This is a genomic window from Brevundimonas mediterranea, assembly GCF_011064825.1.
Taxonomy (GTDB): domain Bacteria; phylum Pseudomonadota; class Alphaproteobacteria; order Caulobacterales; family Caulobacteraceae; genus Brevundimonas; species Brevundimonas mediterranea_A.
In genome coordinates this window covers 2,837,371-2,861,450 of sequence record NZ_CP048751.1, presented here as the reverse complement: position 1 = coordinate 2,861,450, position 24,080 = coordinate 2,837,371, and the positions used below count along the sequence as shown (strand labels likewise).

General features: G+C 66.8%; 17 protein-coding genes. 6 read left to right on the top strand and 11 right to left on the bottom strand.

The window, feature by feature from the left end:
• Window positions 1-37 precede the first annotated feature (37 nt).
• The 4 genes from tuf to rpsL form a co-directional block, all read right to left on the bottom strand.
• Complete coding sequence (gene tuf / locus GYM46_RS14080; RefSeq protein ID WP_008260274.1) at window positions 38-1,228, bottom strand: elongation factor Tu; 1,191 nt, start codon at window positions 1,226-1,228, stop codon at window positions 38-40.
• 106 nt (window positions 1,229-1,334) lie between these two features.
• A complete protein-coding gene (gene fusA / locus GYM46_RS14075) occupies window positions 1,335-3,413 on the bottom strand; it encodes an elongation factor G (protein ID WP_008258868.1) in 2,079 nt (692 codons plus the stop codon).
• Between the two features lie 166 nt (window positions 3,414-3,579).
• Window positions 3,580-4,053 carry a 30S ribosomal protein S7 gene (rpsG, locus tag GYM46_RS14070; protein WP_008260172.1) on the bottom strand — a complete coding sequence of 158 codons (474 nt, stop codon included), beginning with the start codon at window positions 4,051-4,053 and terminating at the stop codon, window positions 3,580-3,582.
• Window positions 4,054-4,134: 81 nt separating this feature from the next.
• Window positions 4,135-4,509 carry a 30S ribosomal protein S12 gene (gene rpsL, locus GYM46_RS14065; protein WP_008260482.1) on the bottom strand — a complete coding sequence of 125 codons (375 nt, stop codon included), beginning with the start codon at window positions 4,507-4,509 and terminating at the stop codon, window positions 4,135-4,137.
• Between the two features lie 471 nt (window positions 4,510-4,980).
• On the opposite strand from rpsL, the gene GYM46_RS14060 reads away from it, so the two are divergent.
• Together GYM46_RS14060 and GYM46_RS14055 are read left to right on the top strand one after the other, a co-directional pair.
• Window positions 4,981-5,601 carry a hypothetical protein gene (locus tag GYM46_RS14060; RefSeq protein WP_008263485.1) on the top strand — a complete coding sequence of 207 codons (621 nt, stop codon included), beginning with the start codon at window positions 4,981-4,983 and terminating at the stop codon, window positions 5,599-5,601.
• Window positions 5,598-6,425, top strand: coding sequence for a hypothetical protein (locus GYM46_RS14055; RefSeq protein ID WP_008263034.1), 828 nt, complete (start codon window positions 5,598-5,600; stop codon window positions 6,423-6,425). Before GYM46_RS14060 ends, GYM46_RS14055 begins: the two co-directional genes overlap by 4 nt.
• A gap of 62 nt (window positions 6,426-6,487) precedes the next feature.
• Here GYM46_RS14055 and rpoC read toward each other — a convergent pair whose 3' ends face one another.
• Both rpoC and rpoB read right to left on the bottom strand, forming a co-directional pair.
• A complete protein-coding gene (rpoC, locus tag GYM46_RS14050; protein WP_008263311.1) occupies window positions 6,488-10,684 on the bottom strand; it encodes a DNA-directed RNA polymerase subunit beta' in 4,197 nt (1,398 codons plus the stop codon).
• Between the two features lie 117 nt (window positions 10,685-10,801).
• Window positions 10,802-14,917 (bottom strand): DNA-directed RNA polymerase subunit beta, encoded by a 4,116-nt coding sequence (rpoB, locus tag GYM46_RS14045; protein ID WP_008260904.1) that lies wholly within the window; start codon window positions 14,915-14,917, stop codon window positions 10,802-10,804.
• 383 nt (window positions 14,918-15,300) lie between these two features.
• Between rpoB and GYM46_RS14040 the strand changes: the two genes are divergently transcribed.
• The 3 genes from GYM46_RS14040 to GYM46_RS14030 all read left to right on the top strand — a co-directional run bounded on the left by GYM46_RS14040 (window position 15,301) and on the right by GYM46_RS14030 (window position 18,665).
• Window positions 15,301-16,137, top strand: coding sequence for an alpha/beta hydrolase (locus GYM46_RS14040; RefSeq protein ID WP_008261104.1), 837 nt, complete (start codon window positions 15,301-15,303; stop codon window positions 16,135-16,137).
• A gap of 194 nt (window positions 16,138-16,331) precedes the next feature.
• Complete coding sequence (locus tag GYM46_RS14035) at window positions 16,332-16,886, top strand: FKBP-type peptidyl-prolyl cis-trans isomerase (RefSeq protein WP_008259539.1); 555 nt, start codon at window positions 16,332-16,334, stop codon at window positions 16,884-16,886.
• A gap of 15 nt (window positions 16,887-16,901) precedes the next feature.
• The gene (locus GYM46_RS14030) at window positions 16,902-18,665 is read left to right on the top strand and encodes a patatin-like phospholipase family protein (RefSeq protein WP_008260389.1); all 1,764 of its coding nucleotides are present in this window, start codon (window positions 16,902-16,904) and stop codon (window positions 18,663-18,665) included.
• Here the strand turns inward: GYM46_RS14030 and GYM46_RS14025 are convergent.
• Genes GYM46_RS14025 through GYM46_RS14010 form a run of 4 tightly spaced genes read right to left on the bottom strand, consistent with a single transcriptional unit; the run spans window position 18,631 to window position 22,396 of the window.
• The gene (locus GYM46_RS14025; RefSeq protein WP_008258778.1) at window positions 18,631-19,323 is read right to left on the bottom strand and encodes an LrgB family protein; all 693 of its coding nucleotides are present in this window, start codon (window positions 19,321-19,323) and stop codon (window positions 18,631-18,633) included. The genes GYM46_RS14030 and GYM46_RS14025 overlap by 35 nt on opposite strands.
• Window positions 19,320-19,703 carry a CidA/LrgA family protein gene (locus GYM46_RS14020; RefSeq protein ID WP_008259560.1) on the bottom strand — a complete coding sequence of 128 codons (384 nt, stop codon included), beginning with the start codon at window positions 19,701-19,703 and terminating at the stop codon, window positions 19,320-19,322. The genes GYM46_RS14025 and GYM46_RS14020 overlap by 4 nt, the downstream gene beginning before the upstream one ends.
• A gap of 2 nt (window positions 19,704-19,705) precedes the next feature.
• A complete protein-coding gene (locus GYM46_RS14015; RefSeq protein ID WP_164952710.1) occupies window positions 19,706-21,511 on the bottom strand; it encodes an aminopeptidase P family protein in 1,806 nt (601 codons plus the stop codon).
• Window positions 21,512-21,529: 18 nt separating this feature from the next.
• Complete coding sequence (locus GYM46_RS14010; RefSeq protein WP_008260451.1) at window positions 21,530-22,396, bottom strand: 50S ribosomal protein L11 methyltransferase; 867 nt, start codon at window positions 22,394-22,396, stop codon at window positions 21,530-21,532.
• 97 nt (window positions 22,397-22,493) lie between these two features.
• Here GYM46_RS14010 and GYM46_RS14005 point away from each other — a divergent pair, with 97 nt between their 5' ends.
• Entirely contained in the window at window positions 22,494-23,114 is a 621-nt protein-coding gene (locus GYM46_RS14005) for a transcriptional regulator (RefSeq protein WP_156796448.1), read from the top strand.
• Window positions 23,115-23,175: 61 nt separating this feature from the next.
• Here GYM46_RS14005 and GYM46_RS14000 read toward each other — a convergent pair whose 3' ends face one another.
• Window positions 23,176-24,072, bottom strand: a complete 897-nt coding sequence (locus GYM46_RS14000; protein WP_008261683.1) for a LysR family transcriptional regulator — start codon at window positions 24,070-24,072, stop codon at window positions 23,176-23,178.
• Window positions 24,073-24,080: the final 8 nt, after the last annotated feature.

The window sequence follows — 24,080 nt, the reverse complement described above, 5'->3', positions numbered from 1 at the left end:
GGGGGCCGTTCTGTTACGCGACTAGGTCGACTATCGATTACTCGATGATCTTGGCGACGACGCCGGCGCCGACGGTGCGGCCGCCTTCACGGATGGCGAAGCGCAGGCCCTGGTCCATGGCGATCGGGGTGATCAGTTCGACGTTCAGCTCGGCGTTGTCGCCGGGCATGATCATTTCGACGCCTTCCTTCAGCTGCACGATGCCGGTCACGTCGGTCGTGCGGAAGTAGAACTGCGGGCGATAGTTGGTGAAGAACGGGGTGTGACGGCCGCCTTCTTCCTTGGTCAGGATATAGGCTTCAGCCAGGAACTTGGTGTGCGGGGTGATCGAACCCGGCTTGCACAGAACCTGACCGCGCTCGACGTCTTCGCGCTTGGTGCCGCGCAGCAGAACGCCGACGTTGTCGCCCGCCTGACCCTGGTCCAGCAGCTTGCGGAACATTTCGACGCCGGTGCAGGTCGTCTTCTGGACCGGGCGGATGCCGACGATCTCGACTTCTTCACCGACCTTGACGATGCCCTTTTCGACGCGGCCCGTGACCACGGTGCCGCGGCCCGAGATCGAGAAGACGTCTTCGACCGGCATCAGGAAGGGCAGGTCGACCGGACGTTCCGGCTGCGGGATGTAGGCGTCGACGGTTTCCATCAGGGCCAGAACGCGCTGTTCGCCGATTTCCGGGTTCACGCCGTCGGTCGCGGCCTTGGCCGAGCCCTTGGTGATCGGAATATCGTCGCCCGGGAACTGGTACGACGAGAGCAGCTCGCGCACTTCCATCTCGACCAGCTCGAGCAGTTCTTCGTCGTCGACCAGGTCGACCTTGTTCATGAAGACCACCAGGGCCGGCACGCCGACCTGACGGGCCAGCAGGATGTGCTCGCGGGTTTGCGGCATCGGGCCGTCAGCGGCCGAAACCACCAGGATCGCGCCGTCCATCTGCGCCGCGCCGGTGATCATGTTCTTCACATAGTCGGCGTGGCCGGGGCAGTCGACGTGGGCGTAGTGACGGTTGGCCGTCTCATATTCAACGTGCGCGGTGTTGATCGTGATGCCGCGCGCCTTTTCTTCCGGCGCAGCGTCGATGTCTGCATAGGCCATCGCCTTGGCGCCGCCAGCCTTCGCCAGCGTCATCGTGATCGCCGCCGTCAGCGTCGTCTTGCCGTGGTCAACGTGGCCGATCGTGCCGATGTTGCAGTGCGGCTTCGTGCGTTCGAACTTTTCCTTGGCCATTTTCTAGCTCCTAGGTCCCCGAACCGGGGTTCCTGCAGTCTGGGGGTTAAGGGCGCCCGGCTTTCGGGCCGGGCGCTTTTAGGTCCGCTTCTCCGAAAGGAAAAGCTTAGGCGTACTTCTTGATCACTTCGTCGGCGACGTGCTGCGGCACGGGCTCGTAGTGGTCATATTGCATCGTGAACTGGGCGCGGCCCTGCGACATGCCGCGCAGCGTGTTCACATAGCCGAACATGTTGGCCAGCGGCACGAAGGCGTTCACCACGGTGGCGTTGCCGCGCATGTCCTGACCCTGGATCATCCCGCGACGGCCGTTCAGGTCGCCGATGACCGAGCCGAGGTATTCCTCGGGGGTCACGACCTCGACCGCCATGATCGGCTCGAGCAGCTTCGGCGCGCCCTTTTCCTTCAGTTCGCGGAAGGCGGCGCGCGCCGCGATTTCGAACGCCAGCACGCTGGAGTCGACGTCGTGGTACTTGCCGTCCGTCAGGGTCGCCTTGAAGTCGATCAGCGGGAAGCCGGCCAGCAGACCCGAATCCTTGATGGAGTTCAGACCCTTTTCGACGCCCGGGATATATTCCTTGGGCACCGCGCCGCCGACGATCGAGTTCTCGAACACGAAGCCCGAACCCGGCTCGCCCGGTTCGAAGGTGATCATGACGCGGGCGAACTGGCCCGTACCGCCGGTCTGCTTCTTGTGGGTGTAGTCGATGTCGACCTTGCGGCCCAGGGATTCACGATAGGCGACCTGCGGCGCGCCGATGGTGGCCTCGACCTTGTAGGTGCGCTTCAGGATGTCGATCTTGATGTCCAGGTGAAGCTCGCCCATGCCCTTCAGGATGGTCTGGCCCGACTCATGGTCGGTCGAGACGGTGAAGGACGGATCTTCCGAAGCCAGCTTGGCCAGGGCGACGCCCAGCTTCTCCTGGTCGGCCTTGGTCTTGGGCTCGACCGAGATCTCGATGACCGGAGCCGGGAATTCCATCTTCTCGAGGATGACGGGCGACTTCAGCGGATCGCACAGGGTGTCCCCGGTGCGGGTTTCCTTCAGGCCGGCCAGGGCGACGATGTCGCCGGCGAAGGCTTCCTTGACGTCTTCACGGTTGTTCGAGTGCATCTGCAGCATCCGGCCGACGCGCTCTTTCTTGTCGCGGCTGGAGTTCAGCAGGCTCATGCCCGTTTCCATCTTGCCCGAATACAGGCGGCAGAAGGTCAGCGAGCCGACGAAGGGGTCGTCCATGATCTTGAACGCCAGAACCGACAGGGGCTCGTCGTCCGAGGCCTTGCGGGTGATCGGCTCTTCCGTCTTGAAGTCGATGCCCGGCGTCGGCGGGATGTCCAGCGGCGACGGCAGATAGTCGACCACGGCGTCCAGCAGCGTCTGCACGCCCTTGTTCTTGAAGGCCGAGCCGCACAGGATCGGATAGAAGGCGCCGGTCAGCACGGCCTTGCGGATGCACTTCTTCAGCACTTCGACCGAAGGCTCGACGCCGTCCAGATAGGCCTGCATGGCTTCGTCGTCGAGTTCGACGGCGTTGTCGATCAGGTACTGGCGGGCTTCATTGGCCTTGTCGACCAGGTCCGCCGGGATCTCGCCAACGGTGAAGTTGGCGCCCAGGGCGTCGTTGTCCCAGACGACCGAGCGCATCTCGACGATGTCGACCAGGCCGGACAGGGTGTTTTCCGAACCGATCGGGAACTGGATCGGCACGGCCTTGGCGCCCAGGCGGTCGCGGATCGACTGGACCGAAGCGTCGAAGTCGGCGCCGATCTTGTCCATCTTGTTGACGAAGACGATGCGCGGCACCGAATATTTGTCGGCCTGGCGCCAGACGGTTTCGGTCTGCGGCTCAACGCCGGCGTTGCCGTCCAGCACGGTCACGGCGCCGTCGAGGACGCGAAGCGAACGCTCGACTTCGATGGTGAAGTCCACGTGTCCGGGGGTGTCGATGATGTTCAGGCGCTTGCCCTGCCAGAAGGCGGTCGTCGCGGCCGAAGTGATCGTGATGCCGCGTTCCTGCTCCTGGTCCATCCAGTCCATGGTCGCAGCGCCGTCGTGCACTTCGCCGATCTTGTGGTTCTTGCCGGTGTAATAGAGAATCCGCTCGGTCGTCGTCGTCTTGCCCGCGTCGATGTGGGCCATGATGCCGAAGTTGCGGTAGTCCTCGAGCTTGTGCGTACGAGCCATGAAAACGTGCCTTGAGAAGTAGGTCTAGGACGCGGGTCGCGCCCTCGGGATGATCGTCGATGCAGCGGATAAGCAAGCGCGGGCGATTTAGCTCAAACCGCCCGCGCCGGATAGTCTTAGATAGGAACCGCCCATTACCTTTGAAAGGGAGACGGTTTTAAGACGCTTACCAGCGATAGTGGCTGAAGGCGCGGTTCGCCTCGGCCATCTTGTGGGTGTCTTCGCGCTTTTTGACCGCGGTGCCGCGATTGTTCGAGGCGTCCAGCAGCTCGGCGGCCAGCTTCTCGGTCATGGTGTTTTCACCACGCTTGCGCGCGGCGTTGACCAGCCAGCGGATGGCCAGGGCGCGACGACGGTCCGGACGGACCTCGACCGGCACCTGATAGGTGGCGCCGCCGACGCGACGCGAACGGACTTCGACCGACGGGGCGACATTGTCCAGGGCGGCGTGGAAGGTGGCGACCGGCTCCTGGTCTTTCTTCTTGTCGGCCAGGATGTCGAAGGCGCCGTACACGATGTTCTCGGCGACGGCCTTCTTACCTTCGTACATGACGTAGTTCATGAACTTGGTGACGATCAGGTCCCCGAACTTGGGATCCGGCAGAACTTCACGCTTCTGGGCGCGGTGACGACGCGACATGGAGTATTCCTTGCAGTGCCCGGCGCTCGCCGGGAAGATCTCGAAAAGGCCTCCGGGCGCGAGGGCCCGGACGCGAATGGCTTACTTCGGACGCTTGGCGCCGTAGTGCGAACGACGCTGCTTGCGGTCCTTGACGCCCTGCGTGTCGAGCACGCCGCGCAGGATGTGGTAGCGAACGCCGGGCAAGTCCTTCACGCGGCCGCCGCGGATCAGAACAACCGAGTGTTCCTGAAGGTTGTGGCCTTCACCGGGGATGTAGCAAACGGCTTCGTAGCCGTTCTTGGCCAGACGGACCTTGGCGACCTTACGCAGAGCCGAGTTCGGCTTCTTCGGGGTCGTGGTGTAAACGCGGGTGCAGACGCCGCGACGCTGGGGCGAACCCTCCAGAGCCGGCACCTTGTTACGGGTGGGCTTGGGCTTGCGCGGCTTGCGGATCAGCTGGTTGATCGTAGGCATTCGAAACTTATCTCGACTTCTGATGGAGGCGTGTGTCTTTCGACCGAAGCGCCTCTCGCCTTCTTGTGAACGGGGGACCATCCCCTCGCCCGGGTGTCATCGAGACTGATCGCGTGACCCGAACAGTCCCTGGTTCGCTCCGGCGCACCGGAAAACACAAAGGGCCGGAACGCGCGCTTTGGGCGTTCCGGCGGGCACAGCCCGTCCGTTCAATTGTCACGATCTCAGCGACCGGCGAACCGGCCACGCCTCGAAAGTGGGCGGCTTCTACGCGCGATAGGGGGATTGGTCAAGTGCGGCGGCGGCCCCCTGGCGCTGGCCGACAGCCAAGACGCGAACAAACCCAACCTGCGCCCGAAAGCGGCCACGCTTGCAGCCGAGCCTCGTTTTCGGGTGACGGGGGGGGTCAGGATGCGGACCGAGAGCGGCTGGCCGTCGAGAGGGCGAAGGGCGGGGCTGGTAGTTGTCTCCATGGGCCTGAATGCGGGCCTGATCGCGCTTCTGTCCGTCGGCGACACTCGCTCCGGCCATCTTGGCGCCCCGGCCGCCGCGCCCCTGTATCTCTATATCGAGCCGCGCCCGCGCCTGGCCCAGGAGCGCGCGCCCGTCAGGCCCTTCTCGGCTTCCCGCACGGCCTCGCACCGCATCCTGCAGGACGCCGACGGCGTTCCGCGCCCCGACGACAGCCGCATTGAGCCTTCCGCCGTTCCTGCCCCCACCCTAGGCGACGCCATCGATTCGCGTTGGCGGGTCGGCCCCGGTGCGGCGACGCGCGGCCTGCCCCTGTCCTGCGAGGGACCGAACAGACTGTCGGTCGAGGCGCGTCGCTACTGCGAAGATCGAGCGCGACGATTCGCAGGCGCGGCGCGGCCCATCGCCGGCTCGGGCGACGCCGAACGCGACGCTGTCTTCGCCCGGCACGGCGCGCGGAGATTGGCCGCATGGGAGGCGCAGCGCGCTGAACCGCCGCGCGGCGATCCAGCTTGCGAGACGCCCCACCCGGTCGCAGGGTGCGAGGGCGTCAATATCGAAGTCGATCTCTTCTCTTCGCGGGACGGTCTCCTGCCCAATCTGCGAAAGCGTCGTGAATGAGCGTGTCCGCCCTGCCCCGTCCGAATCGACGACGCCCCGACTGGCGCAAGGCGGGTCTGGCGACGGCGGCTGTCGCCATCAACACCGCCCTGATCGCCGCCCTGTCCTTCACGGCCCTGGGGATCGAGGGGGGCGACATCGTCGCCGCCCCGCCGCCGATCTATCTCGACATCGAGCCCCGCCCCCTGCTGCCCGATGAGCGACCGCGCGTCCCGACCGTGACCCGACCGGAAGTCGCCCCCGTCGCCGCCTCTGCCTCGAACGCCTCGCCCGCCCCGTCGGTGCGGACGCCCGAGACGGAGGCCGCGCCCCGGCCCGCGCCTCTGCGTCCCCGTCTGGCCGCACCGGCCCCGCCAGGCGCGCCGCCGCCGGCCGACGTCTGGCGGGTCGATCCCGCCAATCGGTCCGGGGCCATGGCGCGGTCGCTGCGCCAGGGCCTGCCCGGCTGCGCCTCGCCCGACCTGTTGAACGACGCCGAACGTCGCCATTGCCGTGACGCGTTCGCCCGGCGCGGCGAGAACGCCGCCCCGATCACCGGCTCAGGCAATCCCCAGCGCGACGCCGCCTTCGCCCGCGAGGGCGCTCGCCGTCTGGCGGAATGGGAAGCCAAGCGTCGCCCCCTGTCCGGCGGCGTCGGCGTGGTCGGCCCGGCGGACTGCCCAGGATCCAACTTCGGTACAGGCTGCGCCGGGGCGCAATTGCCCGACGTACCGGGCGTGGACATGCGCCAGGGCGCAGAGACGACGATCAACCGGGGCGAACGCCGCCCTCAGGGCCTTTCGGCTAGCATCGGCGGTCTGCAGATCGGCGGGAAGGACGAATAGAAAAAAGGGCGGCGCCGTCGCCGGCGCCGCCCTCTTCATTTCATCACATCCGAACCCGGAGATCAGCCTTCGCTGCTCTCCAGCTCCAGTTGCAGATCGGCCGGCAACGGCTCGATCGCGTCTTCGCGGGCTTGCGTCAGCTCGGCGTCGCGATCGTTGGCGATCTTCTGCAGGGCCCGCAGATAGGCGCCCGTACCGGCCGGGATCAGGCGGCCGACGATGACGTTTTCCTTCAGGCCTTCCAGCATGTCCTTCTTGCCGTGGACCGAGGCGTCGGTGAGGACGCGGGTGGTCTCCTGGAAGGACGCCGCCGAGATGAAGCTGCGGGTCTGCAGCGACGCCTTGGTGATGCCCAACAGGACGGGCTGGGTGGTGGCCTGGCGGCCGCCGCGCTTCTCGACCTTCAGGTTTTCCAGAACGGCTTCGGCCACTTCGACGGTGTCGCCGCGGATCAGGGTGGTTTCACCCGAATCCAGGACTTCGACCTTCTGCAGCATCTGACGGACGATGACCTCGATGTGCTTGTCGTTGATCGGCACGCCCTGCAGTCGATAGACCTCCTGCACTTCGTTCACCAGATACTCGGCCAGCGCCTCGACGCCCTGGATGCGCAGCAGATCGTGCGGATCCGGGTTGCCGTCGATGATGTAGTCGCCCTTCTGGATCAGATCGCCGTCGTGGACGGAGATGTGCTTGCCCTTCGGGATCAGGAACTCGACCGGTTCGCCCTGCACGCCGTCGGCGTTGACTTCCGGCGTGATCTTGATGCGGCGCTTGTTCTTGTAGTCGCGACCGAATTCGACGCGACCATCCATCTCGGCGATGACCGCGCAGTCCTTGGGACGGCGGGCTTCGAACAGTTCGGCGACGCGCGGCAGACCGCCGGTGATGTCGCGGGTCTTGGCGCCTTCGGTCGGGACGCGGGCGATGATCTCGCCCGGCTTGACCTCGTCGCCGTTCGACACGGACAGAACCGCGCCCACGGGCAGCAGGTAACGGGCGTCAGAGCCCGAGGCCAGCTTGGCGTAGGCGTCGCCGAGAGTGACGCCCATGGCCGGACGCAGGTCCGAACCCCGCGGGCTGGCGCGCCAGTCGCTGACGACGCGCTGGGCGATGCCCGTCGCTTCGTCGGTTTCTTCCTTGACCGACAGGCCTTCGACCAGATCCTCGAAGCGGATCAGGCCGCCGACTTCCGTCAGGATCGGGGTGGTGTAGGGGTCCCACTCGGCCAGACGTTGGTTCTTCTTGACCTCGCTGCCTTCCTTGACCCGGATCCGGGCGCCGTAAGGCGCCTTGTGGGTCTCGCGGTCCTTGCCGTCCACGACCACGGTCACGATGACGTTGCGGCTCATCGCCACCAGGTCGCCGTGGGCGGCGGTGACGGTCGGGCCGGTGATCTTGGCCACGCCGGCGTTGGTCGCCTCCATGAAGGAGGTTTCCGCCACCTGGGCCGTACCGCCGATGTGGAAGGTCCGCATCGTCAGCTGGGTGCCCGGCTCGCCGATGGACTGGGCGGCGATGACGCCGACCGCTTCACCGATGTTGACGTTGGTGCCGCGCGCCAGGTCACGCCCGTAGCAGTGGGCGCAGATGCCGGCTTCCGCCTCGCAGGTCAGGGCCGAACGGACCTTGACCGACTGAACGCCGGCGGCGTCGACCGCCTCGACCACTTCTTCCACCAGATAGGTGTCGGCGGGGAACAGGACGGTGTCCGTGCCCGGCTCCTTGATGTCCTCGGCCGCATAGCGACCCAGGATGCGGGCGCCCAGCGAGACCAGGACGTCGCCGCCTTCCATAACCGCGCGCAGGGTGATGCCGCGCGTCGAGCCGCAGTCGTCTTCGGTGACGATCGAGTCCTGCGCCACGTCCACCAGACGACGGGTCAGATAACCCGAGTTGGCGGTCTTCAGCGCGGTGTCGGCCAGACCCTTACGGGCGCCGTGGGTGGAGTTGAAGTATTCAAGGACGGTCAGGCCTTCCTTGAAGTTCGAGGTGATCGGCGTTTCGATGATCTCGCCGGAGGGCTTGGCCATCAGGCCGCGCATGCCGCCCAGCTGCTTCATCTGCGCCTGCGAACCCCGGGCGCCGGAGTTGGCCATCATGAAGACCGAGTTGATGTCGGGGTTTTCGCCCTCGATCAGAACGCGCGGCTGCGCGATCTCACCCATCATGGCGTCGGCGATCCGGTCCGTGGCCTTGGCCCAGGCGTCGACGACCTTGTTGTACTTCTCGCCGCGCGTGATCAGGCCGTCGGCGTACTGTTGCTCGTACTCCTCGACCTGGGTGCGGGTTTCGGCGACCAGTTCGGCCTTCTTCGCCGGGATCACGATGTCGTCCTTGCCGAACGAAATGCCGGCCTTGGCGGCTTCGCGGAAGCCCAGGCCCATCATCTGGTCGGCGAAGATGACCGTCGCCTTCTGACCGCAGTGGCGATAGACCACGTCGATCAGATTGCCGATTTCCTTCTTGGTCAGGTTCTTCTCGAGCAGGCGATAGCCGACGTTCGGGTTGCGCGGCAGCAGGGCGCCCAGCTTCATCCGGCCCGGCGTGGTGTCGATGACCTTGGTCACCTCCTTGCCTTCGGCGTCCTGTTCCGTCCAGCGCGCCTTGATGCGGCTGTGCAGGGTCACGACCTTGGCGTCCAGCGCCGCGTCGATCTCGCCCATATTGGCGAACAGCTTGCCTTCACCCGGCTCGCCGTCCTTGACCAGCGACAGATAGTACAGACCCAGGACGATGTCCTGCGACGGCACGATGATCGGCTTGCCGTTGGCGGGCGACAGGATGTTGTTGGTCGACATCATCAGGACGCGCGCTTCCAGCTGGGCCTCGAGGCTCAGCGGGACGTGCACAGCCATCTGGTCGCCGTCGAAGTCGGCGTTGAACGCCGTACAGACCAGCGGGTGCAGGCGGATGGCCTTGCCCTCGATCAGCTTGGGTTCGAACGCCTGGATGCCCAGACGGTGAAGCGTCGGCGCGCGGTTCAGCAGGACCGGGTGTTCGCGGATGACCTCGTCCAGGATGTCCCAGACGGCGGGCTGTTCGCGCTCGACCATGCGCTTGGACTGTTTGACGGTGCCCGACAGGCCCTTGGCGTCAAGGCGCGCGTAGATGAACGGCTTGAACAGCTCCAGCGCCATCTTCTTGGGCAGGCCGCACTCGTGCAGCTTCAGTTCCGGTCCCACGGTGATGACCGAACGGCCCGAATAGTCGACGCGCTTGCCCAGAAGGTTCTGACGGAAGCGGCCCTGCTTGCCCTTCAGCATGTCGGCCAGCGACTTCAGCGGACGCTTGTTGGCGCCCGTGATCACCCGGCCGCGACGGCCGTTGTCGAACAGGGCGTCGACGGATTCCTGCAGCATCCGCTTTTCGTTGCGGATGATGATGTCCGGCGCCCGCAGCTCCATCAGGCGCTTCAGGCGATTGTTCCGGTTGATGACGCGGCGATACAGGTCGTTCAGGTCGGAGGTCGCGAAACGACCGCCGTCCAGCGGCACCAGCGGACGCAGTTCCGGCGGGATGACCGGCACGATGGTCAGGATCATCCACTCGGGCTTGTTGCCCGATTCCAGGAAGGCCTCGATCAGCTTCAGGCGCTTGGACGCCTTCTTGGCCTTCATTTCCGACGGGCTGTCCGCCAGCTCGCCGCGGTGCTTTTCAGCCTCGGCGTGCAGGTCGATGCCCATCAGCAGGTTGCGGACGGCCTCGGCGCCGATCTCGGCGGTGAAGCCGTCATCGCCGAATTCTTCCTGATAGCGATAGAATTCGTCTTCCGTCAGCAGCTGGTTCTGCTTCAGCGGGGTCAGGCCCGGCTCGGTGACGATGTAGTTCTCAAAATACAGGACGCGCTCGACGTCCTTCAGCGCCATGTCCAGCATCAGCGAGATGCGCGACGGCAGCGACTTCAGGAACCAGATGTGGGCGACCGGGGCGGCCAGGTCGATGTGACCCATGCGCTCGCGGCGAACGCGGGCCAGCGTGACTTCGACGCCGCACTTCTCGCAGATGATGCCCTTGTACTTCATGCGCTTGTACTTGCCGCACAGGCATTCGTAGTCCTTGGTCGGGCCAAAGATACGGGCGCAGAACAGGCCGTCACGCTCGGGCTTGAACGTGCGGTAGTTGATGGTTTCCGGCTTCTTGATCTCGCCGAACGACCACGAGCGGATCTTCTCCGGCGAGGCCAGAGCGATCTTGATCTGGTCGAAGGTCGGGGTGACCGGGACCGGGTTGAAGATGTTCAGGACTTCCTGGTTCATCTTGGTTCCTTGCTGCGGCTAGAGCCGCGAAAATTATTCAGAGGGAGAACAGCGCCGTGATTGGTGATTGGTGAGTCGTGACGGGCGTCGGCCCAGTCACGACTCACGCGTCACGCCTCACGAATTCTCCAGCTCCACGTTCAGACCCAGCGAACGCATTTCCTTGATGAGCACGTTGAAGCTCTCGGGAATGCCGGCCTCGAAGCTGTCGTCGCCGCGGACGATGGCCTCGTAGACCTTGGTCCGGCCGGCCACGTCGTCGGACTTCACCGTCAGCATCTCCTGCAGGGTGTAGGCGGCGCCGTAAGCTTCCAGAGCCCAGACCTCCATTTCCCCGAAACGCTGACCGCCGAACTGCGCCTTGCCGCCCAGCGGCTGCTGGGTGACCAGCGAGTACGGGCCGATGGAGCGGGCGTGGATCTTGTCGTCGACCAGGTGGTGCAGCTTCAGCATGTAGATGTAGCCGACCGTGACCGGACGCTTGAACTGCTCGCCGGTCTGACCGTCGTACAGGATCGACTGGGCCGACTTGTTCAGCCCCGCCTCTTCCAGCAGGCGTTCGATGTCGCCGATGTGCGCACCGTCGAAGACCGGGGTCGCGAAAGGCACGCCCTTCGACAGGTTCTTCGCCAGTTCGATCAGCTCTTCCTCATCCTGCGGCAACGGGGTTTCCGGGCCGTAGATATGGGTCAGACGATCGATCAGCGCCTGCTTCTGACCACCCTGCTGCCAGGCTTCCAGCAGACCGGAAATCTGCTTGCCCAGGCCGGCGGCGGCCCAACCCAGGTGGGTTTCGAAGATCTGGCCGATGTTCATGCGCGAAGGCACGCCCAGCGGGTTCAGAACGACGTCCACGTGGGTGCCGTCTTCCAGGTGCGGCATGTCCTCGATCGGCAGGATCTTGGAGATGACGCCCTTGTTGCCGTGACGGCCGGCCATCTTGTCGCCGGGCTGAAGCTTGCGCTTCACGGCCACGAAGACCTTGACCATCTTCATCACGCCGGGGGGCAGTTCGTCGCCGCGTTGCAGCTTCTCGACCTTGTCTTCGAAACGACGGTCCAGTTGCTTACGCGCATCCTCGAACTGGCGCTTCATCGCCTCCAGCTCGCCCATGGCCTTCTCGTCGTCCAGGGCGATCTGCCACCACAGACCACGGCTGACCTCGGCCAGCTTCTCTTCGGTCAGTTCGCCGCGGCCGATGCCCTTCGGGCCCGAGACGGCGTTCTTGCCCAGGATCAGCGGCTTCAGGCGGCCATAGACGTTGCGCTCAAGGATCTTGAGCTCATCGTCGCGGTCCTTGCCCAAGCGTTCGATCTCGGCGCGTTCGATCGCCATGGCGCGCTCGTCCTTGTCCACGCCGTGACGGTTGAAGACGCGAACGTCAACGATCGTGCCGGCGACGCCGGGCGGCAGGCGCAGGGAGGTGTCACGGACGTCCGAAGCCTTCTCGCCGAAGATGGCGCGCAGCAGCTTCTCTTCCGGGGTCATCGGGCTTTCGCCCTTCGGCGTCACCTTGCCGACCAGGATGTCGCCCGGCTGGACCTCGGCGCCGATGGCCACGATGCCTGCTTCGTCGAGGTTGCGCAGGGCTTCCTCGCCGACGTTGGGGATGTCGCGGGTGATTTCCTCCGGGCCCAACTTCGTATCACGCGCCATCACTTCGAATTCCTCGAGGTGGATGGAGGTGAAGACGTCGTCGCGCACGATGCGCTCCGAGATCAGGATGGAGTCTTCGAAGTTGTAGCCGTTCCAGGGCATGAAGGCGACGAGGGCGTTGCGGCCCAGGGCCAGTTCGCCCAGGTCCGTCGAGGGGCCGTCGGCGATGACGTCGCCGGCCTTGACCTGATCGCCCACGCGCACGATCGGGCGCTGGTTGATGCAGGTCGACTGGTTCGAACGCTGGAACTTCGACAGGCGGTAGATGTCGACGCCCGAACGGGCGGCGTCCACGTCGCCGGTGGCGCGCACGACGATCCGGGTGCCGTCGATCTGTTCGACGACGCCTTCACGACGGGCGACCACGACGGCGCCGGAGTCCACGGCCACGACCGCTTCCATGCCGGTGCCGACCAGCGGCGCGTCCGACTGCACCAAAGGCACGGCCTGACGTTGCATGTTCGCGCCCATCAGTGCGCGGTTGGCGTCATCGTTTTCCAGGAAGGGGATCAGGGCGGCGGCGACCGAAACGACCTGCTTCGGCGACACGTCCATCATGTCCACGGCGTCGCGGTTCAGCAGCTGGGATTCGCCGTTGATCCGGCCGGGGACCAGGTCCTCGACGATGCTGCCGTTCTTCAGTTCGATGTTGGCCTGGGCGATCGTGTATTTCGACTCTTCCATGGCCGAGATGTAGACCACCTCGTTCTGGGCCACGCCGTCCTTCACGCGACGGTACGGGCTCTCGATGAAGCCGTACTTGTTGACGCGCGCGTGGGTGGCCAGCGAGTTGATCAGGCCGATGTTCGGGCCTTCCGGCGTTTCGATCGGGCAGATGCGGCCGTAGTGGGTCGGGTGAACGTCGCGGACTTCGAAGCCCGCGCGCTCGCGCGTCAGACCGCCCGGGCCAAGCGCCGAAAGGCGACGCTTGTGGGTGATTTCCGACAGCGGGTTCGTCTGGTCCATGAACTGCGACAGCTGCGACGAACCGAAGAACTCGCGAACCGCAGCGGCGGCCGGCTTGGCGTTGATCAGGTCGTGCGGCATGACCGTGTCGATATCGACCGAGGACATGCGCTCCTTGATGGCGCGCTCCATCCGCAGCAGGCCGACGCGGTACTGGTTTTCCAGCAGTTCGCCGACCGAACGGACCCGGCGGTTGCCCAGGTTGTCGATGTCGTCGATCTCGCCGCGGCCGTCCTTCAGGCCGACCAGGATCTGCAGCACCTTCAGCACGTCGTCCTTGCGCAGGACGCGGATCTCGTCGGAAACCTCGGGGGTCTCCAGGCGCATGTTCATCTTGACCCGGCCGACGGCCGACAGGTCATAGCGTTCGCTGTCGAAGAACAGCGAGTTGAACATGTTGTCGGCGGCTTCCGGGGTGGGCGGCTCGCCCGGACGCATCACGCGATAGACGTCGAACAGGGCGTCCTCGCGGGTGTCGTTCTTGTCGATGCGCAGGGTGTTGCGCATGTAGGCGCCGACCGTGACGTGGTCGATGTCCAGCACCTCGATGGTGGTGAAGCCGTTTTGCTCCAGCACTTCGATGGTCGGGGCGTCCAGCTCGTCGCCGGCCTCGGCGAAGATCTCGCCGGTTTCGAAGTTGACGGCGTCATTGGCCAGATACTTGGTGACCAGAGCGTCGGCGGCCAGCGACAGCGAGGTCGTGGTGTCGCCCAGCTTCTTGGCGGCGCGGGCGCTGATCTTCTGGCCGGCCTGGGCGATCACTTCGCCGGTGTCGGCGTCGACCAGATCGAACTCCGGCTTCACACCGCGCCAGCGCTCGGCCTTGTACGGCGTGACCCAGCCCTCGCCGCGCTTCTCGTAAGGCACGGTCTCGTAGAAGGTCTTCAGGATTTCTTCGCCGTCCATGCCCAGACCCATCAGGAAGGTCGTGGCCGGCAGCTTGCGGCGGCGGTCGATGCGGACGTAGACCACGTCCTTGGCGTCGAACTCGAAGTCGAGCCACGAACCGCGGTACGGGATCACGCGGGCGGCGAACAGCAGCTTGCCCGAGCTGTGCGTCTTGCCCTTGTCGTGGTCGAAGAAGACGCCCGGCGAACGGTGCATCTGCGAGACGATCACGCGCTCGGTGCCGTTGACGATGAAGGTGCCCTTGTCCGTCATGAGCGGGATGTCGCCCATGTAGACGTCCTGCTCCTTGATGTCCTTGACCGAACGGGCTCCCGTTTCCTCGTCGGTCTCGAACACGATCAGCCGCAGCTTGACCTTCAGCGGCGCGGCATAGGTCATGTCGCGCTGGATGCACTCTTCAACGTCGTACTTCGGATCCTCGAACTCGTACGAGACGTATTCCAGGATGGCGCGTTCGTTGAAGTCCTTGATCGGGAACACCGACTTGAAGACCGCCTCGATGCCCTGCTCCTTGCGCTGGCCCGGACGGACCTCGCGTTGCAGGAACTGTTCGTAGGAGGCGCGCTGGACCTCGATCAGGTTCGGCATCGCGACCGCTTCGGGGATGCGCCCGAAGGATTTGCGGATGCGCTTCTTGCCGGTGAACGAAGTGGCGGAAGCGATCTGACCGTTGATGGCGAGATCGTGGGCGACGTCAGTCATTCAGTGTTTCCCATGGCGCGCAATCCGGGGAAATCGCGCGTGAAATGCAGCAGCCACGGCGCGCGTTTTAAGCGTCCGCAGCCAGGTTTTCGGCGTCCACCCTCGGCCCGCTGCCGGGCCAGGACGCCTGAAATGTACCGGCTCCCTGGGGAAGGAGCCGCGCCTTCGCTCCGGTCGGAGGGCGACGGACCGGGCCTCGGCGCTTGCGCGCAGACTCTTTAGGAGTGTTGCGGAACGCGGACATATACTCGCTTCCACGGCGAAATAAAGACCTGGGTCGCAGTTTTTCGGGAACCAGACGACGGCATGGAGAAACCGGCGCCTACGCACCCGATTGACAACCCCGGCGACCTCCGCATGATCGTTCCAGGGGAGCGCGAAACATGCACCTACGCCTTACGATCCTGGCCGCCGCCGTTCTGCTGTCCGGCTGTCTGTCGATGAACGTCCCGGAGGACGCCTTCTTCTATCCCGACACCCGGCTGGCCGCCGAGAAGATCACCCTGCCCGCCGACATCCCCATGGGTTTTGAGGCCGACGTCCTCAGCCTTCCCTATTCGGGCGGAACCGTGGGCGTCACCCGCGTTCGGACCGGTCGCGCCGACGCGCCCCTGATCCTGTTCTGCGGCGGCAATCTCTTCCGGCGCAGCGCCGGCGCGGGCAGGACCGCCGCCAAGCTGGCGCCGTTCGGCGACGCCCTGATGTTCGACTATCCCGGCTATGGCGGCACGGCGGGCCAGGCGGACTACGCGAGCTTTATGGCCGCCGGCACGGCCGTCGCCGACGCCGCCCGCGCCCAGGCCGACGCCGAGGGCCGCAAGCTGATCGCCTGGGGCCATTCCCTGGGCGGCCCCGTCTGCGCCCAGGCCGCTCAATATATGCACGCCGACGCCCTGGTGCTGGAGACGACGACCCCCAGCACCCGCGCCGCCGTGGACACCATGGTCGGCTGGGCGCGCCCCTTCGTACGGATCCACATCGCCCCCAATCTGAACGGCATCGACATCCCGGCCGCGCTTCAGGGCTACTCCGGCAAGGTGGTGGTGCTGGAGGCGGGCCGCGACGACACCCTGCCGGCGTCGCTCAGTCGCCGCCTGGCCCGAGAACTTGAGGCCGAAGGCGTCAAGGTCGAGCACCTCAGCTTCCCTCAGGCCGGCCACAACGACGTCGGCGAACAGCCCGACTTCCAGACCAGGGTCGCGGCGGCGCTAGGCCTGTGAACCCTCTCCCGCCGGGAGAGGGCTTGAGCGCACGAGAGCGTCAGCGATCGTCCTTAGCGCGAAAGGGTGAGGGGCAAGATGGTGCGAGTTGGCCCACCGGCGCTCCCTCATCCGGCCCTTCGGGCCACCTTCTCCCAACGGGAGAAGGGAAAATCCCTCTGCCGCACAGCGTGACACCCTGCTAGCGTCGCCTTATGACTCGCATCGCCCTCCCCCTGCTCGCCGCTCTCTCGCTCGCCGCCTGCGCCTCGCGCGGCCAGCCCGTCACCTACGCCGAGACCGCCTCGGCCGCCGCCCGCGCCGCCGCCGAGGTGGAGGGTCAGGCCTCTCTGACGCCGCAACAGGCCTGGGACGCGGGCAACACCGCCTATCTGGCCTGGAACGGCGCCCGGCGCGGCTGGACCACGACCGAAAGCGGCCTGCAGTACCGTCGCGTCGGCAAGGCTCATCCCGAGGGCGCCCAGCCGTCGGCCACCGACACGGTCAAGGTCCACTATCGCGGCACCTTCATCGACGGACGCGAGTTCGACAGCTCCTACGCCCGCAACGCGCCGGCCGAGTTCCCGCTGAACCGCGTCATCAAGGGCTGGACCGAGGGCGTCGCCCTGATGCGCGTGGGCGAGATCTATGAGTTCGTCATCCCCGCCTCGCTCGGCTACGGCGGCCGCTGGGTCGGCGGCGACGAACTGCCGCCCAACTCGACCCTGCGCTTCTCGGTCGAACTTCTGGACGTGAAGCCGGCGGCCTGATCGGACAATCCCCTCATGGCTCCGCTTCGTTCCGACACCCTCGCCTCGGCCCTGTCGCGCATCTTCGAGGGGCCGATGATCGATCGGGCCAGTTGGTTCGCCCTGACCGGGGGCGAGCGGCTGTTCACGGCGGGGGATCCGTCAGACACCCTGTATCTGGTCCGTTCGGGCCGTCTGGGCGTCTTCCACAGCGAACCGGATCAGCCCGTCCATCTGCTCGGCGTCGTGCGTCCCGGCGAGCCGGTCGGTGAAATGGCCATGCTGGCGGGGACGCCGCACACCGCCGACGTCGTGGCCCTGCGCGACACCGAAATCCTGGCCCTGCCGCGCGAAGCCTTCTTCGAGGCCGCCCGGACCGAGCCGGACCTGATGGTCGAACTGTCGCGGCTGATGATCCACCGCGCCCGCGAGCGGGCGGGCGGCGCGGCCGAACCCAGCGTCTTCGGCTTCGTCTCGGCCCGCCCTCGTCCGATCCGCGCCTTCGTCGAACGGATCGCCGCCGCGATCCAGGCCATGGGCTTCACCTGCCGGGTCATCGACCAGTCGGCCCTGACCTCGGCCGCCGAATGGTTCAGCCGGGTCGAGGACGGCCACGACTATGTCCTCTATGTCGCCGAACAGGGCCAGCCGGCCTGGGCCGAACTGTGCGCCCGCCAGGTGGACCGGCTGTTCATCGTCGGCAGCGGCCTCCTGGCGCCGCCCGCCGACCTGCCCCGCCGGATGGGCTTCGGCGACGGCCGGCGTCTTACCGACCTGATCCTGCTGCGCGATCCACGCATGAACCAGCCGGCCAACACCCGGGTCTGGCTGAACGTGCTCCAGCCCGACCGCTGGTTCCACTGCGTCTCGGGCGTGGCGGCCGACACCGAGCGGATGGCCCGCGTCATCACCGGCACGGCCGTGGGTCTGGTTCTTTCAGGGGGCGGCGCACGGGCCTATTGCCACATGGGGGCGATCAAGGCGCTGGAAGAGGCCAGGGTGCCCATCGACTTCGTGGGCGGCGCCTCCATGGGGGCGGTCGTGGCCGCCGGCCCCGCCCTGGGCTGGTCGTTCGAACGGCTGGACTACGAGATCCGCCGCGCCTTCGTCGAGTCCGATCCCCTGTCCGACCTGGCCTTTCCCATCATCGCCATGTCCCGCGCCCGCAAGGTGGCGGGCCTGCTGGAGCGGGCCTATGGCGACATAGATCTGGCCGATCTGGCCCTGCCCTTCTTCGCCGTTTCGTCCAACCTGACCTCGGGTCGCATTGAGGTCCATCGCACCGGCCTGATGCGCCGGGCCATGCGCGCCTCCATCGCCATTCCCGGCGTCCTGCCGCCCGTGGTCATGGACGGCCAGGTGCTGGTCGACGGGGCGGTGCTGAAGAACTTCCCCACCAGCGTGATGCGCCAGCTGAACAGCGGCCCCATCATCGGCGTGGACATGTCCCAGACCCGCGGCGTCGATCCGGCCGCGCTGGAAAATCCGCCCTCCTGGTGGAAATGGGTGCTGTCGGGCGCCTGGAAGGCCGGGCCGCCCATCGTCTCCATCCTGATGCGCTCGGCGACCATCACCACCGACGCGGAGATGGACCAGTCGCGCGCCGCCGCCGACGTCCTGATCCTGCCCAAGATCGGAGGAACCGACATCCGCGACTGGAAAGCCTATGACGAACCGGTCGCTGCGGGATACGAGGCGACCAAGGCGGCGCTGGCGGACCTGCCCTGTCCGGTGGGGCGCATCCGCAATCGCCCCGGCTCAGGGGCTATAGCAGCAGGGCCAGAACCGACAGGAGCGTAGCTGTCGCCACGGCGTTCAAGGCCATGCCCAGGCTGGCGAACGCGCCCGCCGTCGCATCGACCTGAAACGCGCGCGCCGCGCCAAATCCGTGGGCAGACACCCCGATCGCCAGACCGCGTGCGCGGAAATCCCGGATTTTCAGAGCATTGAACAAGGGGGTCGCGGTCATGGCTCCGATCACCCCGGCGATCAGCACAATGACCGCCGCCAAGGCCGGAACCCCGCCCAGTTGCTGGGCGACGGCCATCGCCACCGGGGTCGTCGTCGCCCGCGGCGCGATCGACGCCAGGATTTCACGCGGCGCGCCGAACAAGGTCAGAACACCCACCGCGCTGACCACCGCCGTCGTCGCCCCCGCCGCCAGCGCCAGGCTGATCGGAACAGCCAGTCGCCGGATCAGCGCCCGCTGCGCCCAAACCGGAACCGCCAGGCCCACGACCGCCGGTCCCAGCAGGAAGCTCAGCGCCTCAGTCGCGCTCCTGTAGGTGGCGTAGCCGGTGCGGGTGATCAGCAACAGACCGATCAGAACCGGCGTCGCCAGTAGAACCGGATGGCAGAGCGGATGCCTTTCGCTGCGACGCGACAACTGGTCGGCGCCCTCGAACACCACCAGCGTAACCGCCAGCCAGAACAGCGGCGTCGTCATCAAGGCGTTCACGACATCGCCTCCCCGCCCTCTTTGTCCCCTGCGTCTTCAGGCCCAAACCGCGTGACCGCCCACCGGAACACCAGCGCGGTCACCACCATCGTCAGAAGCGTTGAAACCGCAGTGGCCGCCAGAATACCGATCCCGTAGCGGGACAAGGGCTCGCCCTCGTCAATCAGTCCGACCGCCGCTGGCACGAACATGATCGACAGGTGCGCCGTCAGCCACGCCGTCACCGCCTTCAGAGTGGGCCGCTCGCGCGGGACCAGCGCCAGCCAGCCCAGCAGCAGAACCAGACCGATAACGGACCCCGGAAGCGGCAGACCCGTCACCCTGTGGATCACCTCGCCCATCAACTGGCAGGTCATCAGAAGGGCTATGGCGGCGAGCATGGTCACAGCGGCGCGCAGACCCGCTCCAGCCAGGCCCGCACCTCGCCCTCGACCAGAGGCCCGACCTTGGCCAGGGTCTCGGCGTGATAGGCGTCGACGTAAGCCCGTTCGGGCGGGGTCAGCAGATCCACCGCGATCAGCTTGCGATCGATGGGCGCGAAGGTCAGCTGTTCGAACCCGTGCATCGGCCGCTCGCCGCCCTCGGGAACCACGGCCGGCGTCACCACCTGCAGGGTCTCGATGCGGATGCCCCAATGGCCTTCGCGGTAATAGCCGGGCTCGTTGGACAGGATCATCCCCTCCAGCAGCGGCTGGCTGGTGCCCCATTTGGCGATCCCCTGCGGCCCCTCGTGGACGCCCAGATAGGAGCCGACGCCGTGGCCGGTGCCGTGATCGTAATCCAGCCCCGCCGCCCACATCGGGGCGCGAGCGATGGCGTCCAACGCCATGCCGCTGGTCCCCGCCGGAAAGCGGATCGTCGCCATGGCGATATGGGATTTCAGCACCAGGGTGAACTTGTGACGCTGGTCCGCCGTCGGCTCGCCCACCGCCATGGTGCGGGTCACGTCGGTCGTCCCGTCCAGATACTGGCCGCCGCCGTCCACCAGCAGCAGGGAGCCGTTCTCGATCCGGCGGATCGTGGCGCCGACCGGCTTGTAATGCGGCAGGGCGCCGTTCGGACCGGCCCCGGCGATGGTGTCGAAGCTCAGGTCCTTCAGCGCCCCGGTCGCCTCGCGGAACCGCTCCAGGGTCTCCACCACCTCGCGCTCGTCCGGCAGGGTCTGCTGGGCCGTCGTATCGACCCAGTGCAGGAAGTTGGCCAGGGCCGCGCCGTCGCGGATATGGGCGCGTCGGCTGCCCTCGATCTCGACCGCATTCTTGGTCGCGCGAGGCAGGGCGCAGGGGTCCGCCGCCCGCACCACCGTCGCCCCCGCCTGCTCCAGCCGGTCGAAATACCAGGCGGACGACAAGGCCGGATCGATCATCACCTTCTTGCCCGCCAGACCGTCCAGCGCCTCGGCCAGCCGTTCCGGCGCCTCCAGCTGAACGTCGTCGCCCAGCCAGGCCGGCAGTTCATTCGTCACCTTGGCCCCGTCCAGGAACAGCCGCGCCCTGCCGTCGGCCTCCAGCACGGCCTGGCCGATGGGCAGGGGCGAGCGGATCACGTCGCCGCCGCGCACATTGAACAGCCAGGCGATGGACATGGGCGCGGTCAGAACCACGGCGTCGGCGCCGGCGTCGGCCACGGCCTGACCGATCCGCGCCCGCTTCGCCGCATGGCTTTCGCCGGAATAGACGTCCTCGTGAGGAACCACCGGGGCGGTCGGCTGGGCCGGACGCTCCGCGCCCCAGGCCAGGTCCAGCGGATTGGCTTCGACCGGCTTCAGCTCGGCCCCGGCCTTCTGCGCCGCCCGCTTCAGGGCGACCAGGGCGTCCGGGCTGTGCAGCTTCGGATCAAAGCCGATCACCTGACCCGCGCTCGCCGTCTCCAGATAGGCGGCGACGTCGTTCAGATCACGCCGTTCGAACAGGGCCGGATCGGTCTGGGCCTTGACCTGGACCGTATAGCGGCCGTCGGTGAACATGCTGGCCCGATCCTGAAACACCACCGCCGCCCCGGCCGAGCCGGTGAAGCCGGTGGCCCAGGCCAGCCGCTCGTTGGCGTCCGGCAGATATTCGTTCTGATGCTCGTCCTCGTGCGGGATCAGGAAGCCGTCCAGCCCCTGCTCCGCCATTCGGGCGCGCAGCAGCGGCAGGTGCTTCGCCCCGAAGGACGGATCGGTGGTCTCATCAAAGGTCTGGCGCATCGTCTCGTCTCTCGTTCCTCAGCCCATCCGCCGCAGCACCAGGGCGCTCCAGGCGTCGTGATGGATGCGCTTCTCCAGCCGGAAGCCGCGCGACGTATAGGCCGCCGTCACCCGGCGCTCCTGGGTCCGCAACAGGCCCGACAGGATGGCGACCCCGCCCAGGCTCAGCGCCATCTTGATGTCCTGCGACAGGGCCACCAGCGGCGGGGCCAGGATATTGGCGAAGACCAGGTCATAGGGCCCATGACGGCGCACCCGCTGGTCGTTCAGGCCCGAGGCGTGGACAAAACTGGCGTGGGCCTGGTTCAGGGCGGCGTTCTCGTTGGCGATCCGCACCGAAGGGGCGTCGATGTCGGTGCCGACCGCGATCCGGCTGCCCGTGCGCGCCGCCGCGATGGCCAGGACGCCCGTGCCGCAGCCGACATCCAGAACCCGCTCGAACCGCTCGCGCTTCAGCAGGTCGTCGAAGGCCTCCAGACAGCCGACCGTCGTGCCGTGGTGGCCGGTGCCGAAGGCGGCGCCGGCGTCGATCTTCAGATTGACGGCGTTGGGCGGCACCCGTCCCTCGTCATGCGCCCCATAGACGAAGAAGCGCCCGGCCCGCACCGGCGGCAAGCCCGACAACGACATGGCCAGCCAGTCGGCGTCGGCCAGCTTCTCGACCGTGACGGTGACCGGATAGCCGGCCAGCGTCGCCTTCAGCCCCTCGACCTCATCGGCCGTGGTCGGGAAGGCGTCGATGCGCCAGATGTTGCGATCCTCGTCCTCTTCCAGGATGGAATAGGTCGCGCCCTCAAGCGTGGGATCGGCGTCGATGGCGGCGGCGGCGGCCTCTGCGTTTTCGCGCGGACCCCGTGCGATTATCTGAACTGCAGACTCGGACATTTTTCAAACACCGCTAAGATGACGAATCACTGCGATCCGGCGCTTCGTCTTCCCGACGCCGCCGGGCTTTTTAACGAACCGAGGGGTCGGGGAATACATGGCCAAGTCACCGTCTACGTCTAAAACTGCGTCGCCGAAGCCGGCGACCGCCGCTTCCAAGCCTAAAGCTGCGCCGAAGTCGAGCGCCGCGAAGGCCGTCGCCGAGAAAACCGTCACGCCCAAGGCCGCCAAGCCCACCGCCGTGAAGACCGCCGCCGCCAAACCGGCTGCGGCCAAGACGCCCGCCAAGACGACCGCGCCCAAGGCCGCTGTCGCCAAGACGTCGCCGGCCAAGCCCAAGGCCGCCCCGGCCGCCAAGCCGACCGCCAAGCCGGCCGCACCCGCCGCTTCCAAGTCTGCCCCCGTGAAGGCCGCCGCGCCCAAGGCGACGACGAAGACCGCCGCCAAGGCCGCACCGAAGACGTCTGCGCCCAAGCCCGCCACGGCCAAGCCTGTCGCAGCCAAGGCGCCGACGCCCAAGGCTCCGGCCGCTGCGTCCAAGCCGGCTGAACCCGTCGCCGCTCCGGCTCCCAAGCCCGCCGCCGCTGCACCGGCTCCCGCGCCGACGCCCAAGCCGGTCGAAACGCCCAAGCCCGCGCCGGCCGCCGCGCCTGCGCCCAAGGCTGAGGAAAAGGGCTTCTTCGCCAAGCTCGGCGACATGATCTTCGGCAAGCGCTGATCACGGCTCATAAGCCTGACTGAAGTCGCCGGACGGTTCGCCCCGTCCGGCGATTTTCGTTTCAGCGCAGCCGTTCCGCCAGAAAATCCACGAACACCCGCACGCGCGCCGGCATATTGGCGCCGCCGACGAAGACCGCATGGATCGGCTCCCGGTCGCCCGGATTGAAGTCCTCCAGCAAGGGAACCAGCCGCCCCGCGTCGATGGCGTCGGCCACGCTGAAATTCCCGACCCGCGTCACCCCGACCCCGGCCACCGCCAGCTGAGTCAGGGTCTCGCCGTTGTTCGCCTCGATCGGCCCCCGCACCGTCAGGGCGTAGTCGCGGCCGTCCCGGCGAAACGGCCAGACGGGCTCGGCGCGGCGGAAGTTGAAGTTCAGGCAATCATGATCGTGCAGGTCTTCCGGAACCGTCGGCGTCCCGCGGCGGGCCAGATAGTCGGGCGAGGCGACGATAGTCCGCCCCGTGTCGCCCAACCGCCGCGCCGTCAGCGGACTGTCGGCCAGCGGCCCGAACCGGATCGCCACATCCGCCTGCCCCGCCGCCACATCGACCACGACATCGGTCAGGTTGATGTCGATCAGGATATGCGGATAGCGACGCACGAAATCCCCGAGCAGAGGCACCACATGCTGGCGTCCGTGGGCCAGTGAGGCGCTGACCCGCACCCGCCCGCGCGGCGCCCCCTGATCGGCGATGCCCTGTTCGGCGTCGTCCAGGTCGGCCAGGATGCGACGCGCCGCGCCCAGATAGGTCTGGCCCTCGGCCGTCAGGGTCAGGACGCGCGTCGTGCGCAGCATCAGCCGCACCCCCAGCCGCGCCTCGATCCGGTCGATAGTCCGGCTGACCGCCGACGGGGTCAGGCCCAGGACCCGCCCGGCGGCGGAGAAACTGCCGCTTTTAGTCACGGCGACGAAGATCTCCATCTCCCGCGCCCGGTCCGCGCCATTCATCTGCATCTTTGCGT

Bases quoted from the DNA above. Each gene is read 5' to 3' on its own strand.
- tuf (WP_008260274.1), bottom strand. From the start codon at position 1,228: ATGGCCAAGGAAAAGTTCGAACGCACGAAGCCGCACTGCAACATCGGC.
- fusA (WP_008258868.1), bottom strand. From the start codon at position 3,413: ATGGCTCGTACGCACAAGCTCGAGGACTACCGCAACTTCGGCATCATG.
- rpsG (WP_008260172.1), bottom strand. From the start codon at position 4,053: ATGTCGCGTCGTCACCGCGCCCAGAAGCGTGAAGTTCTGCCGGATCCC.
- rpsL (WP_008260482.1), bottom strand. From the start codon at position 4,509: ATGCCTACGATCAACCAGCTGATCCGCAAGCCGCGCAAGCCCAAGCCC.
- GYM46_RS14060 (WP_008263485.1), top strand. From the start codon at position 4,981: ATGGGCCTGAATGCGGGCCTGATCGCGCTTCTGTCCGTCGGCGACACT.
- GYM46_RS14055 (WP_008263034.1), top strand. From the start codon at position 5,598: ATGAGCGTGTCCGCCCTGCCCCGTCCGAATCGACGACGCCCCGACTGG.
- rpoC (WP_008263311.1), bottom strand. From the start codon at position 10,684: ATGAACCAGGAAGTCCTGAACATCTTCAACCCGGTCCCGGTCACCCCG.
- rpoB (WP_008260904.1), bottom strand. From the start codon at position 14,917: ATGACTGACGTCGCCCACGATCTCGCCATCAACGGTCAGATCGCTTCC.
- GYM46_RS14040 (WP_008261104.1), top strand. From the start codon at position 15,301: ATGCACCTACGCCTTACGATCCTGGCCGCCGCCGTTCTGCTGTCCGGC.
- GYM46_RS14035 (WP_008259539.1), top strand. From the start codon at position 16,332: ATGACTCGCATCGCCCTCCCCCTGCTCGCCGCTCTCTCGCTCGCCGCC.
- GYM46_RS14030 (WP_008260389.1), top strand. From the start codon at position 16,902: ATGGCTCCGCTTCGTTCCGACACCCTCGCCTCGGCCCTGTCGCGCATC.
- GYM46_RS14020 (WP_008259560.1), bottom strand. From the start codon at position 19,703: ATGCTCGCCGCCATAGCCCTTCTGATGACCTGCCAGTTGATGGGCGAG.
- GYM46_RS14015 (WP_164952710.1), bottom strand. From the start codon at position 21,511: ATGCGCCAGACCTTTGATGAGACCACCGATCCGTCCTTCGGGGCGAAG.
- GYM46_RS14010 (WP_008260451.1), bottom strand. From the start codon at position 22,396: ATGTCCGAGTCTGCAGTTCAGATAATCGCACGGGGTCCGCGCGAAAAC.
- GYM46_RS14005 (WP_156796448.1), top strand. From the start codon at position 22,494: ATGGCCAAGTCACCGTCTACGTCTAAAACTGCGTCGCCGAAGCCGGCG.
- GYM46_RS14000 (WP_008261683.1), bottom strand. From the start codon at position 24,072: ATGCAGATGAATGGCGCGGACCGGGCGCGGGAGATGGAGATCTTCGTC.